Below are 15,755 nucleotides of genomic sequence, written 5' to 3'. Positions count from 1 at the left end.
TGGGGGGCTCAGGCGGAGTGGAAGGGCAGGCCGGCGTCGGCGACCAGTTCCAGGTCGTCGGTGTCCTCGGCGGGCAGCAGGGTGGGGGTGCCGTCGGTGACCGGGACGACGCCCAGGTCCAGCAGCTCGGTCAGGGCGGCGCTGCCGGCCATGTCGCGGACCTGGAGCTGATAGCGGGCGGTGGTGCGGTAGGTGCCGCCGTGCTCGTCGCCGGTGCGCTGGAGGAAGCCGGAGTCGGTGAGGAAGGCGACGGCCTTGCCGACGATGCCGGTGGTCGAGCCGGGCAGGCGGCGGGCGTCCTTGGTGGCGCCGGTGGCGCTGCGCCTGACCCAGATCCGCCAGGCGGACTCCAGGCCGGGGGCGTCGCTGACGGGGTCGGTGTTCTCCCCCTGCTCGGCTGCGCGCTCCTCCAGGCGGCGGCAGGCCTGGCGGACGAAGCCGTCGACGCCGTTGACCGTGACCCGGCCGATGTAGCCGTCGTCGGCGAGGTCCTCGGGGCGGGGGAAGGCCATCGCGGCGACGGCGAGGTGGGCGAGGCCGTGCAGGAAGCGGTCGGCGGAGTCGGTGGCGGCGCGGCGGGCGTAGTCGCCCATGCGGACGGCGAACACCGAGTCCTCGGCGGCGGTGACGGCCATGCCCGCGCGCGGGGACACCTCCAGGACGATCAGGCCGAGGCCGGTCGCGACGGCGTCGGCCAGCCGGGCGAAGGGCGGGTCCTCGCGGTAGCGGCGCAGCAGGTCGGCGTACTCCTGGTCGCGGGCGGGCAGCAGCTTGGGCTGGAGGCCGAAGGCGACCAGCCGGGCGGCGTCGGCGGCGTCGGCGGGTGTGACGGCGGCGGCCTTCTCCGGCGCGGCCGGCTCGGGTTCGCTCCAGTCGACGGACTCGGTCACGGTCGGTACTCCTTGCTGCTGCTCGCTTGGCTTCGTGCCGGGGCGGCGGCCCCCCGGCGGCGCGGGGCGCGGGGCGCACCAGGACGTGGAACGGCCTCTCCGCCATGGCGCGGGGCACCCACCGCACCCTGGCGCGGGACGACCGCCCCGCCGTGACGCGGGGCGCCGATCCCACCGGGACGTGGAACGACCGTCCCACCACCACGCGGAACGCCGACCGTCCCCTGACGCGGAACGCCCGGGACACCGGCCTCACCTGGACGCGGGACGACCGCCCCGCCCTGCCCCGGAACGGCCCCCCGCTCCCCCCGGCTCACGCCGCCTCCGTCCGGTCCGCCGCCATGCCGGCCGCGTCGAGGAGGGCGGTGCCGACGATGAGGTCGGCGCCGCCGAACTCCGGGTCGTCCAGCTCCGTGCCGTCGTCCACGGCGAACAGCAGCTTCTCCTCGCCCTGCCGGTAGGCCGTGCCGACCGGCGGGCTGGCGGCGTGCACGGCCAGCAGGGCGACGAGGTAGGCCAGTTCGGAGCCGTCGGTGGCGTCGGCGCCCCGTCCGCGGGCCTCGGCCAGCAGCCCGGAGAGCCGGCGCGGCGCGTCGTGCGGCAGGTCGAGCAGGTCCCTGGCGACGGCGAGCTGCTCCTCGCTGAACCGGCTGTCGTCCGGGGTGGCGATCAGGTCGGGCTCGGGCATCTCGGCGCCCAGGTGGGCCCGCTCGACGGGCGGGGTGAGCAGGAGGTCGACCAGGTCGCCGACCCGGACGGAGACGGGCGTGCGCAGTCCGGTGCCGTGGGCGAAGAAGGCGTCGGTGACGCGCAGCGCCTGGTCCACGGGCAGCGGCAGGACGGGGGCGAGGAGGTGGCCGTAGAGGTCCGTGCCGGAGGAGGCGAGGGGGGTGGCGAAGGCCTGCCGGTCCTGCTCGGCGCGGAACAGCGGGCCCGCCTCCAGCAGGCGGGACTGGAGCTGGGTGTGCCGGCGGATGCAGTCCTTGACGATGTCGACCAGCTCGGCGGCGCGGCGCTTGTGCTCGGGCTCCTCGGACTCGTCGCGGGCCTTGCGGATGTTGGTGAGGATCGCGTTCTCGTGGCGGTACCGGTCGGCGACGTGGTCGAGGGCCTCGGCGATCATGTCGGGGACGGCTTGCAGCCAGTCCACCGCGCGGACGTTGCGCCGGGTGGCGTCGAGGGCGCGGCGCAGGGTCTCCGAGTACTGCACGGTGCGGTAGCGGGCCTGTTCGGCGGCGAGCTGGGCGTCGGCGAGCCGGCCCCGGCTGATCAGCACCTCCAGCTTGACCTCGGCGGCGATCTGCGCGCTGGTGACGTCGGTGTCGAGGGCGCCGACCAGGACGTTGACCGCCTCGTCGGTGGTGCGCAGGTACACCGTGCCGCCGGGGCCGGGGACCTCTTCGATCAGCTTGAAGTCGTAGTCGCGGCGCACATAGCTGCCGTCGGGCTCGAACGTGCCGTAGACCGCGCGGAAGCCGCGGTCCACACTGCCGACGTTGATCAGGTTCTCCAGGACCCAGCGGGCCACCCGCTCGTGCTCGGCGGCGGGCCTGCGGGGGGCCTGGGCGGCGACGCGCGGGACGAGCCGGGCCACTATCTGGTCGTGGTCGGCGCCCGTGTCGAAGTCCATGTTCAGCGTGACGAGGTCGATGGCGGCGAGGGCGACCTCCGCCATGCCGTAGACCGAGTACTCGCCCGCGAGATTGGCCTTGCGGGCGTCCAGGTCGTGCAGCGGGGCGGTGCAGGCCAGCGCGCGCAGCCGCCGCGCCAGTCCCTCGTCGGCGGCCGGGCCCGGCGCGGGGCGCGGCCCCGCGCTGAGCTGGGGCGGAGCACTGTCCGTCGATGCAGGCGAAGTCACGGTGCACAGACTAGGTCCTAGGTCTGACAACGACCCAAACGACCGCAGACGTCCCCCTCGGGCCACGGCACCGCGGCGTCGTCACGGCAGGGTCAGCCGTCCTCGCCGACCCGCCGCCGGTAGACCTCCAGCACCCGCTCCAGCGAGTCCGCGAGGTAGCCGGCGAGGAGCCGTTCGGCGCCCTCCCGGTCGCCGGCCGCCAGGAGGTCGAGGACCTCCTGGTTGCGGGCGATGTACGGCTCGTGCAGGCGGTGCGGGTCGTCGACGACGTGGAAGGCGAGCCGCAGTTCGGCGAAGACGCTGCGCATCACCTCGTCGGTGCGCTCACTGCCGGCCAGGGCGACCAGTTCCCGGTGAAAGTGGATGTTGGCCGTGCCCACCCGCTTCCAGTCGCCCTCCCGCGCCGCCCGCCGGGCCTCGTCCACGGCCCGGGCGACGCCCGCGAGGTCGTACGGCGGCTCGCCGAGGCCGCGGACGACCGCGCACTCCACGAGGGCGCGGGTGCGGTAGATGTCCTCGACGTCGTCGACGGTCAGCACCCGGACGAAGACGCCCCGGTTCAGCTCGTGCACCAGCAGCCGTTCATGCGTGAGCAGCCGGAACGCCTCGCGCAGCGTGTTCCGGGAGATGCCGAGCGCACCGCCGATGCTGTCCTCGGACAACCGGGTGCCGGGCGGGAAGAACCCGTCGGCGATGCGGCTCCGGAGGATGTCGGAGACCCGCTCGGCGGTACTGGTGCGGCCCAGGAGGGCGCGGTCGTCGGCGAGTTGTGCCAGCTGCTCTGCCATGCCCGGAATTCAACCTCAGACACAAGAACGAAACAACAGGGGTATTGAGGGATCGTTGAACGATCCCCTACGGTGTCGGGACTGGCTCATACCGCAAGCACTCTCCGTCCTCCTTCTGCGAGGTGCCCATGAGCACGACTCCGCCCTCCCCTCCGCGGCAGGCCCGCCCCGCCGCCCCGCGCCCGGACACCGCCGGACACCCCGCCGGCGAGGGCGCCCTGGGCTGGCTGCGCGCCCTCGGCCCGCAAGGCCGCCGCGCCTTCACCGGCGCGTTCGGCGGCTACGCCCTCGACTCCTACGACTACTTCACGCTGCCGTTGAGCATGGTCGCGCTGGCCGCGTACTTCGGCCTGGACAGCGGCCAGACCGGGCTGTTCACGACCGTCACCCTGGTGGTCTCGGCGGTCGGCGGCGCCCTCGCGGGCGTACTGGCCGACCGGATCGGGCGGGTCAAGGCGCTGCTGCTGACGGTGATCACGTACGCCGTGTTCACCGTGGCCTGCGGCTTCGCGCCGAACTACGAGACGCTGCTGGTCTTCCGGGCCCTCCAGGGCCTCGGTTTCGGCGGCGAGTGGGCGGTCGGGGCGATCCTGGTGGCCGAGTACGCGAGCGCCCGGCACCGGGGCCGCGCCCTGGGCGCGGTCCAGAGCGCGTGGGCCGTGGGCTGGGCGCTGGCCGCGGTCGTGTACACGGTGGTGTTCTCGCTGGCCGACGAGGGGCTGGCCTGGCGGATCATGTTCTGGACCGGGGCGCTGCCCGCGCTGCTCGTCGTCTGGGTGCGGCGGAGCGTGCACGACGCGCCCGAGGCGAGTGCCGCGCGGGAGCGGAATCCCGTCAAGGGGTCGTTCCGGGCGATCTTCGCGCGGGGGTCGGTCGGCACGCCCGGCCTGCTGCGGACCACGCTCTTCGCCGGTCTGCTGTCCACCGGCGTCCAGGGCGGCTATTACACGCTGGCCACCTGGGTGCCGACGTACCTGAAGGACGAGCGCGGTCTGTCGGTGGTCGGTACCGGCGGCTATCTGACGTTCCTCATCTCGGGCGCCTTCACCGGGTACCTGACCGGCGGTCATCTGACCGACCGGCTCGGGCGCCGGCGCAACATCTGGCTGTTCGCCCTGCTGTCGGCGGTCTGTGTCCTGGCGTACGCGAACATCCCGGGCGGCGCCGGCACGCTGCTCCTGGTGCTCGGTTTCCCGCTGGGGTTCTGCATGTCAGCCATCTTCAGCGGCTTCGGCTCCTACCTGGCCGAGCTGTACCCGACCGCGGTGCGCGGCACCGGGCAGGGCTTCACGTACAACACCGGACGGGCCGTGGGCGCCGTCTTCCCCACAACGGTCGGCTTCCTCGCCGACAGCTGGGGCGTGGGAGGCGCGCTGGTCTTCGGCGCGATCGGTTACGGCGTCGCGGCGCTCGCGCTGCTCGGACTGCCCGAGACGCGAGGGAGGGAGCTGGTATGAGCGGCACGCACCAGGACACCGGGGACCGCGCGGTCGTCCTCGTCGACGAGGACGCGCGCGCGTGGCGGCCGGCGACGGCCCGGAGCCGCTTCCGGGAGGGCCTCACGGGTCCCACGGCCGGGGTCGCGGCCGGCCACACCCAGGTCAACCTGATCTCCGTGCCCGCGGACTGGGCCTACGAGATGCTGCTCTTCTGCACACGCAACCCGAAGCCCTGCCCGGTGCTGGACGTGACGGACGCGGGAGCCTGGACGACCGTGCTGGCCGACGGGGCCGACCTGCGCACCGACCTGCCGCGCTACCGGGTGTGGCGGGACGGGGAGCTGGTGGAGGAGCCGACGGACGTGCGCGCCCACTGGCGCGACGACCTGGTCACCTTCCTCATCGGGTGCAGCTTCACCTTCGAGTGGGCGCTCTCCCGGGCCGGCGTCCCGATCCGCCACGTCGAGCAGGGCCGCAACGTGCCGATGTACGTCACCGGCAGGCCGTGCCGCCCCGCCGGGCGGCTGCGCGGTCCGACGGTGGTGTCGACCACGACGCGCACGCCGTCCAGGGCGCAGACGCCGGCCAGCAGCTCGACCTGCTTCTCGGGGGCGAGCCGGCCGACGTAGCCGACGATCAGCTCGCCGTCCGGGGCGAGTTCGCGGCGCAGCGCCTCGTCGCGCAGCTCCGGCCGGAAGCGGGCGGTGTCCACGCCGCGCGGCCACAGCGCGACCCGGGGCACGCCGTGCGCCCTCAGGTCGCGCAGGGCGGCGCTGGAGGGGGCGAGGGTGAGGTCGGCGGCGCAGTGCACGGAGCGGACGCGCCGCCAGGCGGCCGCCTCGCTGGCCCCCATGTACGTACGGGCGTATCCGGCGAGGTCGGTCTGGTGGACGGCGACGGCGGGGACGCCGAGGCGGGCGGCGGCGGCCATGCCGCGGACGCCGAGGACGAGGGGGCCGGCCAGGTGGACGACGTCGGCGCGGTGCGCGGTGACGGCCGCGGCGAGGCGCCGGCCGGGGAGGGCGACGCGGACCTGGGGGTAGCCCGGGAGCGGGAGGGAGGGGACGTGGACGACCGGGCAGGGGGCGTCGGCCTCGGGCCGGGTGCCGGGCGCCGGTGCGAGGGCGACGACGAGGGGAGCGTGACCGCTGTCGACGAGGTGCCGGGCGGTCTGGAGCGCGCAGTGGGCCACGCCGTTCACATCGGGGGGAAAGGACTCGGTCACGATGACGACACGCATGCGGGTGTTGTCGCTGTACCGGACGTGGCCGCGTCAAAGTGGATCTGTCCGGCCGAGGAACGGCCCGTGAGCGTTGCGCTGCGCACCCGCGCAGGTCGGGCCGTGTCCACACCCGTCGGCCCCCGGGTCATCCCGCGTTCGCACGCGGAGCGCGCGACCGCCTTCGCGTACGTCCGCCCCCGCGCGCCACGCGCCTCGCACGCCGCGCGGCTCCACCCCCCACGCGCCCCTCACGCCACGCCGCTGCACAACCCACGCGCCTCTCGCGTCGGCGCGAGCCCGGCTCCGCACGCCCCTCCCCATCGCGCGAACCGACCCACGCGCCGCTCACGCCGCGCGGACCCGGCCGCACACGCCCCTCACGCCGCCGACGCGTCCGGTCCGATCCGGCTGCGTACCGCCGTCTGGACCTCGGCCTCCTCGGCGGGGTCGGCGGCGAGCCTGCGGAGCCGTTCGACGACGCGGTTGTCGCCGGTCTCGGCGTGCCGGGCGGCGAGTTCGCGGGTGGTCTCCTCGCAATCCCACAGGCACTCGATGGCGAAGCCCGCCGCGAACGACGGGTCGGTCGCCGCCAGCGCGCGGGCGGCCCGGCCGCGGAGCTGGGAGGAGGCGGTCTCCCGGTACACGTGCCGCAGGACGGGGGCCGCGCAGGCGATGCCGAGCCGTCCGGCGCCGTCGACGAGGGTCCACAGCGTCGGCGCGTCCGGCCCCTCTCCCCGTACCGCCTCGCGCAGCGCGGCCAGGACCAGGTCGCTGTCGGCCGCCGTGCCGCGGCAGGCCAGCAGGCGTCCGGCGGCGGCGCCCAGCGCGTCGGGGCGGCGGGCCCAGCCGCGGGCCCGGTCCACGGCGCCCGGCGAGCGCATCCGCTCGAACGCGGCGACCGCGGCCTCGACCACCCCGGCCGTCCCGGTGGCCACGGCCCGCTCGATCAGGTCGAGCGCGCCGGGGTCGTCACCGTCGGCGAGATAGCGCAGGGCGGTGCAGCGGGCCCCCTCGGTACCGGACCGGGCGGCCTCGACGATCTCGGCCCGGTCCTCGGGGCCGGCCACCGCGGTGAGACACCGGGCGGCCGGCACATGGAGGGCGGCACCGCGCTCCAGCCCCTGTTCGGCCCAGTCGAGGACGGCGGCCACGCTCCAGCCCGGCCGGGGCCCGGTGGGCCGCAGCTGCCGCTGCCAGCGGTCGAAGCAGCCGGCCTCCTGGGCGGCGCGTACGCGCGTGGCGACCGCCTCCCGGGCGTCCTCGGCCCACAGCCGCCAGGGCCGGGGCTCGAAGGCGTCCCGCACGGCGGCGGCCAGTTCGGCCTCGCCCTGCGGGCCGGCGGGGAAGCGCGCGAGGACGGGCTCGGCGAGGGCGCGCAGCCCGGCGTCGTCGTCCCGCAGCGCCAGTTCGTCCAGGGCCCAGGCCCAGTTGGTCCCCCGGGCCGCGTAGCGGCGCAGCAGGTCGAGCGCGTCGCGCCGGCCGTAGGAGGCGAGGTGACCGAGGAACGCCAGGGCGAGCCCGGTCCGCGACTCCTCGGTGTCGAGGACGTCCTCGGCGTCGAAGAGGTGGGCCTCGACGGCATCCAGCTCGCCGTCGAGGTCGAGGAAGAGGCGGGCGTAGTAGAGGGAGCGGTTCTCCGCCTGCCAGTCGTGGCGCGGGTCCCGCAGCACACAGGCGTGCAGGGCGGCGAGCGCCTCGGCGCGCGGCGCGGTGAGCGCGTGCAGCGTGCCGTCGCCGCGACCCCGCTGGAGCAGGCCGAGCAGCGTGCCGCTGGGCGCTATGACCGGATCGAACATGGGAAACAGCCTCACATCAAGCGTCGACGCAACCGGGTGAACACGCGTTTACCTGGCCGCGCGACAACACGTCGGAGCGCCCGCCGTCTCTTGCTTGCCGAAGACCATTTTCCTCTGCCTCTCGTCGGTGGCCCTTGCGGACCGGGTCACGGGCCGCGCGGTGCGGCAACTGCTGCCCTGCCGTCACGTCCGTGAACCACGTCGTCATGATGACCCGGCGCTTCGTCCCGCCGCGACCGAAATATCGGCGGCCCCGTTCCGCCTCCCCCGTTTTCCCTGTCCTGCCTCACCCGCGGGGCTCCGCGCGGGTCGCGTCACCCCTCGCCGAAGAGGGCCAGCACTTCCTTGCGGTCGAACATCCGGGCCGTGTCGACGGCCGAGGGGGTGCCCGCCGCGGGGTCGGCACCGCGCTCCAGGAGGGCCTTGACGACATCGGTCTCGCCCTTGAAGACGGCGCCGGCGAGCGGGGTCTGGCCCCGGTCGTTGACCCGGTCGGCCTCGGCACCGCGCTCCAGCAGGGCGCGCACCGTGCCGGCGTGGCCGTGGTAGGCGGCGAGCATCACCAGGGAGTCGCCGCGGTCATTGGTGAGGTTGACCGGGACGCCCGCGTCGATGTAGGCCACGAGCGGTTCGGTCCGGCCCTGCCGGGCCAGATCGAAGATCTTGGTCGCCAGTTCGACGACCTCGGGGTCGGGGGCATCGGTCATCGGCCGGACCGCCTCTCCTCACTACGGACGCGCCTACGGACGTGGGCCGCGTCGGGGAATCGGGGGCGTACGGCCGCGAGCGGGCGGCCGTACGAGTGAATCGCCAGGGTACTGGCTCGTACGGCACATGACCCGGCGTGCCCGAGGCGGAGATCACCGGGTCCGCGCGGGACGCGGCAGGCCGGGTCGGCCGGGTCGAGGCGCACTCCGCCAGGCGGGGCAAATCGCCACCTTTTCACCCAGTTGCACCTTTAATCGTATAGATCCATGCTGTGATCCTGGAAGTACTCATGGTGACTGTCCCCGCGAACCAGGAGAACTCACATGATCCTCTCGATCTCAGGCGTGGTGCTGCTCGGCGTCGTCCTCTTCATCTTCTTCCGCAAGGACGGCCTGAAGGCGTCGCACATGGTGGTGGCCATGCTGTTCGGTTTCTACCTGGCGAGCACCGCGGTCGCCCCCAGCATCAAGGCGGGCGGCGAGAGCCTCGCCGGCCTCCTCGGCGGCCTGAAGTTCTGACCGCCCCACTCCCCCGTACGCACCTCCAGGAGGCAGCAGTGGCCCGGCGCCCCCTCCCCCGCATTCTGAGCAACGGCGGCGCGCAGCTCGCCCGGAGCCGGGAGCTGGCCCGGACGGCGGCCGACGGCGCCACCGACGTCCTCCAGCCGCTCCTCACGATCGGCCGCGGCCTCGGCCGGCTCGCCTCGGCCGCGCGCCGCAGGTGGACCGAGACCCCCAGGGACCGGCGCGGCGCGCTGCTCTTCCTGGTGGCCTCGGTCGTCCTGGTCGTGGCGCTGATGCCGTACGGGCCGCTGCTCGCCGCCGTCGCGCTGATGGCGGCGGCGGCCTGGCAGGGCCGCGACCGCACCCCGCCCGCGCCCGAGGGGCCCGACGACACCCAGGCCAAGCGGCTGTCCTCGCTCTACGAGGCGCTGGTCCCGTACTTCTCGCTCGCCGAGGACCCCGACCCGCTCTACACCCACGGCGGCTCGTGGGAGAAGGCGTTCCCGGCCCACGAGTTCGACGACGGCGGACGCTTCTCGCACCTGGTGGTGCACTACCCGGCGTACTTCACCGACGGGGAGGCCGCCGCCCGCGCCCGGATCGAGCACCTGCTCACCGCGAAGGCGGGCCGCGGCCGCGAGTACCGCTTCACCTGGGACGAGGAGGCCAACCACCTCACCCTCACCGTGCTGGAACCGCTGCCCACGGACATCGCCGCCCAGCGCTTCGTCACCGCGCCCGGCGAGACGGTCCTCGGCTTCACCGACCCCGGCCACGTCCAGCGCACGCTCCCGCTCACCCACGGCGAGGAGCGGCGCGACGTGCCGCCGGTCGTCTGGCGCACCGGCGTGCGCTCCACCGAGCCGCACCTGCTGGTCCTCGGCCGGCCGGGCACCGGCACCTCGACGCTGCTGCGCTCGATCGCCCTCCAGGCCCTGCACCACGGCGGCGACCTGCTCATCGTCGACGGCGGCGGCACCGGCGAGTACGCCTGCCTGACCGGGCGGGACGGCGTCCTGGCCGTCGAGTGCGGCCTGACCGGTGTGCTGACCGGTCTGGAGTGGGCGGCGCAGGAGACCGAGCGGCGGCTGATCGCCGCCAACCGGGCCCGGCAGGAGGGCGAGCCGACGCCCGAGGACACCCGGCGCCCGCTGTGGCTCCTGGTGGACCGGCCGAGCGCCTTCGCCCACCTCTCGGGCGCGGAGGGCCGCGAGGACCCGCAGTCCCTGCTCCAGATCCCGCTCCGGCACGGCCGGGCGGCGCACGTGACGGTGGTCGTGGCCGACCAGCTGGACGCCCTCGGCACCCTCAGCGACGCCGTACGGCAGCACACGCGCGCGCGGGTGGTGCTCGGCGCGGCCGGTCCGGACGAGCTGACGGCGGCGCTCGGCGCTCCCCCGCAGACCACGCCGGTCGACCAGGTCCCGCCGGGCCGCGGCTACGCCCGGCTGGGCACGGGCCCGGTGCACCGCCTCCAGGTGCCGGCCACCCCGGACCCGTACGACGACGCCACCAGCGACGCCCACCGGCAGGCGGTCCTCGCCCTGCTGCCGCCGCGCACCACACCGGCCGACGGGGAGCGCGTGCCGGACGCGCCGGACCTCCCGGACGCCTCCGAGGCGCCGCCCGCGACGGCCGCCGGCGGTCCGGCCACGGACGGCACGCCCATGCCCGGACCCGAGACGGAACCGGTCGCGCCGGTCGCGCCGGTCGCGCCGAAGACCGTTCCGACCCTCGCCCCGCCCGACGCGGAAGAAGCGGCGCGCGAAGAGGCGGAACGGGCGCGGGAGAAGAATCCGGTCCCCACGCTCGGCAAGCCGTAGTCGTCACGGCCGCGCGCCCCGGACCTCCCGGCTCTCACGCCACGAAGGTCCGGGGCGCCTCCGCGCCGCCGCCCGCGCCGCCCTTCTCCACCAGCCGGGCCGCCGCGGCCAGCCGTAGCGCCGCCTCGTCGGCCACCGCGCCGCCGACCGTGAACGGCAGCCGCGCATACCCCTCGAAGGCCCCGTCGACGCCGAACCGGGGCCCGGACGGCACCCGGACCCCCACCCGCTCCCCCGCCTCGGCGAGCCGGGACCCCGACAGACCGCCGGTGCGCACCCAGAGGGTGAGCCCGCCCTTCGGCACGTCGAACTCCCAGTCGGGCAGCTCCCGCCGCACCGCCGTCACCAGCGCGTCCCGGTTCTCCCTGGCCTGGGCGCGGCGCAGCTCGACGGCCCGCTCCCAGCCGCCGGTGCCGAACAGCCAGTTCACCGCGAGCTGCTCCAGGACCGGGGTGCCGAGGTCGGCGTAGGCGCGGGCGGCGACGAGACCGCGGATCACATCGGGGGCCGCCCGCACCCAGCCGATCCGCATCCCGGCCCAGAACGCCTTGCTGGCCGAGCCGACGGTGACGACGGTCGACCCCGCAGGGTCGAAGGCGCACACCGGACGCGGCATCTCCACGTCCCGGTCGAGCCGGAGTTCGCTCATCGTCTCGTCGGCCACCAGCACCGTCCCCGCCGACCGGGCCGCGTCGACCAGCCGCCGCCGCTGGTCCTCGTCGGCGAGCGCGCCGGTCGGGTTGTGGAAGTCGGCGACGACGTAGGCGAGGCGGGGCGCGGCCTCCCGCAGCACCTGGCGCCAGCGGTCCAGGTCCCAGCCGCGCAGTCCGCCGGCCATGGCCACCGGCACCAGCCGCGCCCCCGCCTCCCGCATCAGCTGGAGGATGTTGGCGTACGACGGCGACTCGACGGCGATGCGCTCGCCCCGGCCGCCGAAGAGGTGACAGATGGCGTCGATCGCACCCATGGCACCGGTGGTCACCATGATCTGCTCGGGCATGGTCGGGATGCCGCGCGCGGTGTAGCGGTCGGCGATCGTGGCGCGCAGCGCGGGCAGCCCGGCCGGGTAGTCGCCGTGGGTGTGCGCGTAGGGCGGCAGCTCCTCCAGGGCACCCTGGACGGCGCGGGTCAGCCACGGCTCGGGGGCGGGCAGGGCGGCGCAGCCCAGGTCGATCATCGAGCCGAGCGCCTCGGGCGGCAGCGGCTCCAGGCCGCGGGCCGGCACCGGGTTCCCGGCCGGGACGGCCGTCCAGCTCCCCGCGCCGCGCCGGGACTCCAGGAAGCCCTCGGCGCGCAGGGCCTCGTAGGCGGCGGCGACGGTGGTGCGGCTGACGGACAGGGCGAGGGCCAGTTCCCGCTCGGCGGGCAGCCGGGCGGCGACCGGGACGCGCCCTTCGAGCACCAGCAGGCGGACCCCGTCGGCGAGCGCCCGGTAGGCGGGCGGGCGGCGGGTGCCCGGCCCGGCCGGGCGGTCCGCCTGCGAGCCGAGCAGCCGGGCGAGCTGTGCGGCCCCCACGGCCGAAGTCCACTGCGCCATGTTATTCAGTCCACCTTCCGGCGATTGGCCCTGGATGACGTGCACTCCCAGGCCACAGGGTGTCATGGGTCAAGCCACATTCACCAGAGGGGGGCATTTCATGTCCACAGGTCCGACCGCACCCGTACCGGCGTCGAAGCGTCTCCCCCGCCGCCTCACCCAGCTCTACGGCGGTCTGCTGCTCTACGGGGCCAGCTCCGCGCTGCTGGTCCGCTCGGGCCTCGGCCTCGAACCGTGGAACGTCCTGCACCAGGGCCTCGCGGAGCGCACGGGGGTCTCCATGGGTGTGGTCCTCACCGTCGTCGGCGCCTTCGTCCTGCTGCTCTGGATACCCCTGCGGCAGCGCCCCGGCCTGGGCACCGTCTCCAACGTCCTGGTGATCGGGGCCGCGATGGACGCCACGCTGGCGGGGGTGCCGGACGCGCACGGCTGGGCGGCGCGCGGCGCGTTCCTGGTCGCCGGGATCGTGCTGAACGGCGCGGCGACCGGCCTGTACATCGCGACGCGGTTCGGCCCCGGCCCGCGCGACGGCCTGATGACGGGCCTGAACCGGCGCACGGGGGCGTCGGTGCGGCTGGTGCGCACCGCGGTGGAGGTCACGGTGGTGGCGACCGGTTTCGCCCTCGGCGGCACGGTCGGGGTCGGCACCCTGCTGTACGCGGTGACCATCGGCCCGCTCGCCCAGCTCTTCCTGCGGGTGTTCGCCGTCCCCGCGGCATCCGGGGGCAGCACGGTGGTTGCCGGCGGGCAACCCCGGGCGGCCATACTGCGTCGGTGACCACCGCGATACGCCATCCCTACCTCGACCATCCCGGCCCGATCCCGTTCGCCCACCGGGGCGGCACGGCGGACGGCCTGGAGAACACGCTCCGCCAGTTCCGGCGGGCGGTCGAGGCGGGGTACCGGTACATCGAGACCGACGTGCACGCCACCCGGGACGGCAAGCTCGTCGCCTTCCACGACGCGACGCTGGACCGGGTGACGGACGGGTCGGGCCGGATCGCCGCCCTGCCCTGGAAGGAGGTGAGCCGCGCGCGGGTGGCGGGCAGCGAACCGCTCCCCCTCTTCGAGGAACTGCTGGAGACCTTCCCCGAGGTCCGCTGGAACGTGGACGTCAAGGCCGAGGAGGCCCTGCTGCCCTTCCTGAACCTCGTGGGGCATGCGAACGCCTGGGACCGGATCTGCCTCGGCTCGTTCTCCGAGGCCCGCGTGGCCCGCGCCCAGCGCCTGGCCGGCCCGCGCCTCGCCACCTCCTACGGCACCCGGGGCGTGCTCGGGCTGCGGCTGCGCTCCTGGGGCGCGCCGGCCGCGCCGCGCCGCACGGCGGTGGCCGCGCAGGTGCCGGAGGCCCAGTCGGGCATCCCGGTGGCGGACCGCCGCTTCGTCCGCGCCGCCCACGCGCGCGGGCTCCAGGTGCACGTCTGGACGGTGAACGACCCCGCCCGCATGCACCGCCTCCTGGATCTCGGCGTGGATGGCATCATGACCGACCACATCGACACACTGCGCGAGGTCATGGAGGACCGCGGCGTCTGGGTCTGAGGACCCGCGCGGCGGCCGGGACCGCACCTGGGGGAAGCGAGGGCACGGGTGGGCACCGACACCGTGCGGACGGAGCCGGCCGACGACCGGGCCGGCCGCCGGCGCGAACAGCGCGGCTGGTACTTCTACGACTGGGCCTGCTCCGTCTACTCGACGAGCGTGCTCACCGTCTTCCTCGGCCCCTACCTCACCTCGGTCGCCGAGGCCGCGGCCGACGCGGACGGCTACGTCCACCCGCTCGGCATACCCGTGCGGGCCGGGTCGTTCTTCGCGTACTCGGTGTCCCTGTCGGTGATCGTGGCGGTGCTGGTGATGCCCCTGGTGGGCGCCGCGGCCGACCGCACCGGCCGCAAGAAGCCGCTGCTGGGCGCGGCGGCGTACACCGGGGCCGCGGCGACGGCCGGCATGTTCTTCCTGGCCGGCGACCGCTACCTGCTCGGCGGCGCGCTCCTGGTGATCGCCAACGCCGCGCAGTCGGTCGCGATGATGCTCTACAACTCCTATCTGCCGCAGATCGCCCCGCCCGGGGAACGCGACGCGGTCTCCTCGCGCGGCTGGGCCTTCGGCTACGCGGCCGGGGCGCTGGTCCTCGTCGTCAACCTGGTGCTGTACACCGCGCACGACTCCTTCGGGCTGACCGAGAGCGCGGCGGTCCGGGTCTGCCTGGCCTCGGCGGGCCTGTGGTGGGGTGCCTTCGCGCTGATCCCGCTGCGCCGGCTGCGGGACCGCCGCACCCCCGCGCGGGAGGCGGCCCTGCCGGGCTTGAAGCAGCTCGCGGCCACGGTGCGCGGCATGCGCCGCCACCCGCTGACCCTGGCCTTCCTCCTCGCCTACCTCGTCTACAACGACGGCATCCAGACGGTGATCTCCCAGGCGTCGGTCTACGGCTCCGAGGAACTGGGCCTCGGCCAGTCCACGCTGATCGTCGCCGTGCTGCTGGTGCAGGTACTGGCGGTGGCGGGCGCGCTGCTGCTGGGCCGGCTGGCCCGGAGGTACGGCGCCAAGCGGACGATCCTCGGCTCGCTGGTCGCCTGGACGTTCACCCTGGCGGCCGGTTATTTCCTGCCCGCCGGGGCGCCCGCCTGGTTCTTCGTCCTGGCCGCCGGGATCGGCCTGGTCCTCGGCGGCAGCCAGGCCCTCTCCCGCTCCCTCTTCTCCCACCTGGTCCCGCCGGGCAAGGAGGCCGAGTACTTCGCCGCCTACGAGTTGAGCGACCGCGGCATGAGCTGGCTGGGGCCGCTGCTGTTCGGGGTCACCTACCAGCTGACCGGGAGCTACCGGGACGCGATCATCTCCCTGGTGGCGTTCTTCGTCCTCGGGTTCGCCCTGCTCCTGCGGGTACCGGTACGGCGTGCGATCGGCGACGCGGGCAATCCCGTGCCCGGGAGGATTTAGCACTTGGCGCGAAAGGGCGGTAGTGTACGCCTTTGGCCTGCCAGGCGTACCGTTACTGCGCGTCAAAGGTGCCGAAGCACGGGGTGACATCTCCTAGTGGATGTGACATACCGGACGCCTGTGGGTACTGCACTGGTTGACAAAGGCTGCGGCTACGACGGCGACACATGGCCCCGGAACGGGACTCGGGACGGGAATCTTTACCGCCGACCGGACGTTGACCGGATGACGACGACAGCGACACCTGTCCTGTG

12 protein-coding genes and 2 pseudogenes are annotated in these 15,755 nt (G+C 74.7%); 7 read left to right on the top strand and 7 right to left on the bottom strand.

What is annotated here, in order from left to right:
* Positions 1 to 8 precede the first annotated feature (8 nt).
* From Sdagh_RS02955 to Sdagh_RS02945, 3 genes are all read right to left on the bottom strand, one after another.
* Positions 9 to 890: a hypothetical protein gene (locus Sdagh_RS02955; RefSeq protein ID WP_189419099.1), complete on the bottom strand. Its 882-nt coding sequence runs from the start codon at positions 888 to 890 to the stop codon at positions 9 to 11.
* 313 nt (positions 891 to 1,203) lie between these two features.
* Positions 1,204 to 2,748, bottom strand: coding sequence for a hypothetical protein (locus Sdagh_RS02950; RefSeq protein ID WP_189419097.1), 1,545 nt, complete (start codon positions 2,746 to 2,748; stop codon positions 1,204 to 1,206).
* A gap of 92 nt (positions 2,749 to 2,840) precedes the next feature.
* The gene (locus Sdagh_RS02945) at positions 2,841 to 3,536 is read right to left on the bottom strand and encodes a GntR family transcriptional regulator (protein WP_189419095.1); all 696 of its coding nucleotides are present in this window, start codon (positions 3,534 to 3,536) and stop codon (positions 2,841 to 2,843) included.
* Between the two features lie 128 nt (positions 3,537 to 3,664).
* Here Sdagh_RS02945 and Sdagh_RS02940 point away from each other — a divergent pair, with 128 nt between their 5' ends.
* The gene (locus tag Sdagh_RS02940; RefSeq protein ID WP_190077531.1) at positions 3,665 to 4,993 is read left to right on the top strand and encodes an MFS transporter; all 1,329 of its coding nucleotides are present in this window, start codon (positions 3,665 to 3,667) and stop codon (positions 4,991 to 4,993) included.
* Positions 4,990 to 5,574 (top strand): annotated as a pseudogene (locus Sdagh_RS02935) (D-glutamate cyclase family protein); the annotation flags it as partial. The gene Sdagh_RS02940 and the pseudogene Sdagh_RS02935, both read left to right, overlap by 4 nt.
* Here the strand turns inward: Sdagh_RS02935 and Sdagh_RS02930 are convergent.
* From Sdagh_RS02930 to Sdagh_RS02920, 3 genes and pseudogenes are all read right to left on the bottom strand, one after another.
* Positions 5,472 to 6,215: pseudogene (locus Sdagh_RS02930) on the bottom strand (glycosyltransferase); the annotation flags it as partial. The pseudogenes Sdagh_RS02935 and Sdagh_RS02930 overlap by 103 nt on opposite strands.
* Before the next feature lie 359 nt (positions 6,216 to 6,574).
* Positions 6,575 to 7,993, bottom strand: coding sequence for a HEAT repeat domain-containing protein (locus Sdagh_RS02925; RefSeq protein ID WP_190009891.1), 1,419 nt, complete (start codon positions 7,991 to 7,993; stop codon positions 6,575 to 6,577).
* A gap of 314 nt (positions 7,994 to 8,307) precedes the next feature.
* Positions 8,308 to 8,700: an ankyrin repeat domain-containing protein gene (locus Sdagh_RS02920; protein ID WP_189419082.1), complete on the bottom strand. Its 393-nt coding sequence runs from the start codon at positions 8,698 to 8,700 to the stop codon at positions 8,308 to 8,310.
* 324 nt (positions 8,701 to 9,024) lie between these two features.
* Between Sdagh_RS02920 and Sdagh_RS02915 the strand changes: the two genes are divergently transcribed.
* Positions 9,025 to 9,219, top strand: coding sequence for a hypothetical protein (locus Sdagh_RS02915; RefSeq protein ID WP_189419080.1), 195 nt, complete (start codon positions 9,025 to 9,027; stop codon positions 9,217 to 9,219).
* A 38-nt stretch (positions 9,220 to 9,257) separates the two neighbouring features.
* Complete coding sequence (locus Sdagh_RS02910) at positions 9,258 to 11,027, top strand: P-loop NTPase family protein (RefSeq protein ID WP_190077532.1); 1,770 nt, start codon at positions 9,258 to 9,260, stop codon at positions 11,025 to 11,027.
* Between the two features lie 34 nt (positions 11,028 to 11,061).
* Here the strand turns inward: Sdagh_RS02910 and Sdagh_RS02905 are convergent, their stop codons facing one another.
* Entirely contained in the window at positions 11,062 to 12,564 is a 1,503-nt protein-coding gene (locus Sdagh_RS02905; protein ID WP_189419075.1) for an SCO1417 family PLP biosynthesis transcription factor, read from the bottom strand.
* Positions 12,565 to 12,664: 100 nt separating this feature from the next.
* Here Sdagh_RS02905 and yczE point away from each other — a divergent pair, with 100 nt between their 5' ends.
* From yczE to Sdagh_RS02890, 3 genes are read left to right on the top strand one after another with little or no spacing between them, the layout of a single operon-like run.
* Complete coding sequence (gene yczE / locus Sdagh_RS02900; RefSeq protein ID WP_226534468.1) at positions 12,665 to 13,342, top strand: membrane protein YczE; 678 nt, start codon at positions 12,665 to 12,667, stop codon at positions 13,340 to 13,342.
* Entirely contained in the window at positions 13,339 to 14,106 is a 768-nt protein-coding gene (locus tag Sdagh_RS02895) for a glycerophosphodiester phosphodiesterase family protein (protein ID WP_189419071.1), read from the top strand. Before yczE ends, Sdagh_RS02895 begins: the two co-directional genes overlap by 4 nt.
* A 48-nt stretch (positions 14,107 to 14,154) precedes the next feature.
* Complete coding sequence (locus tag Sdagh_RS02890; RefSeq protein ID WP_190077534.1) at positions 14,155 to 15,501, top strand: MFS transporter; 1,347 nt, start codon at positions 14,155 to 14,157, stop codon at positions 15,499 to 15,501.
* The last annotated feature ends 254 nt before the right edge of the window (positions 15,502 to 15,755 follow it).

Origin of the sequence: Streptomyces daghestanicus (assembly GCF_020521275.1) — a bacterium.
GTDB lineage: Bacteria > Actinomycetota > Actinomycetes > Streptomycetales > Streptomycetaceae > Streptomyces > Streptomyces griseoviridis.
This window is presented reverse-complemented; position numbering and strand designations above follow the sequence as displayed.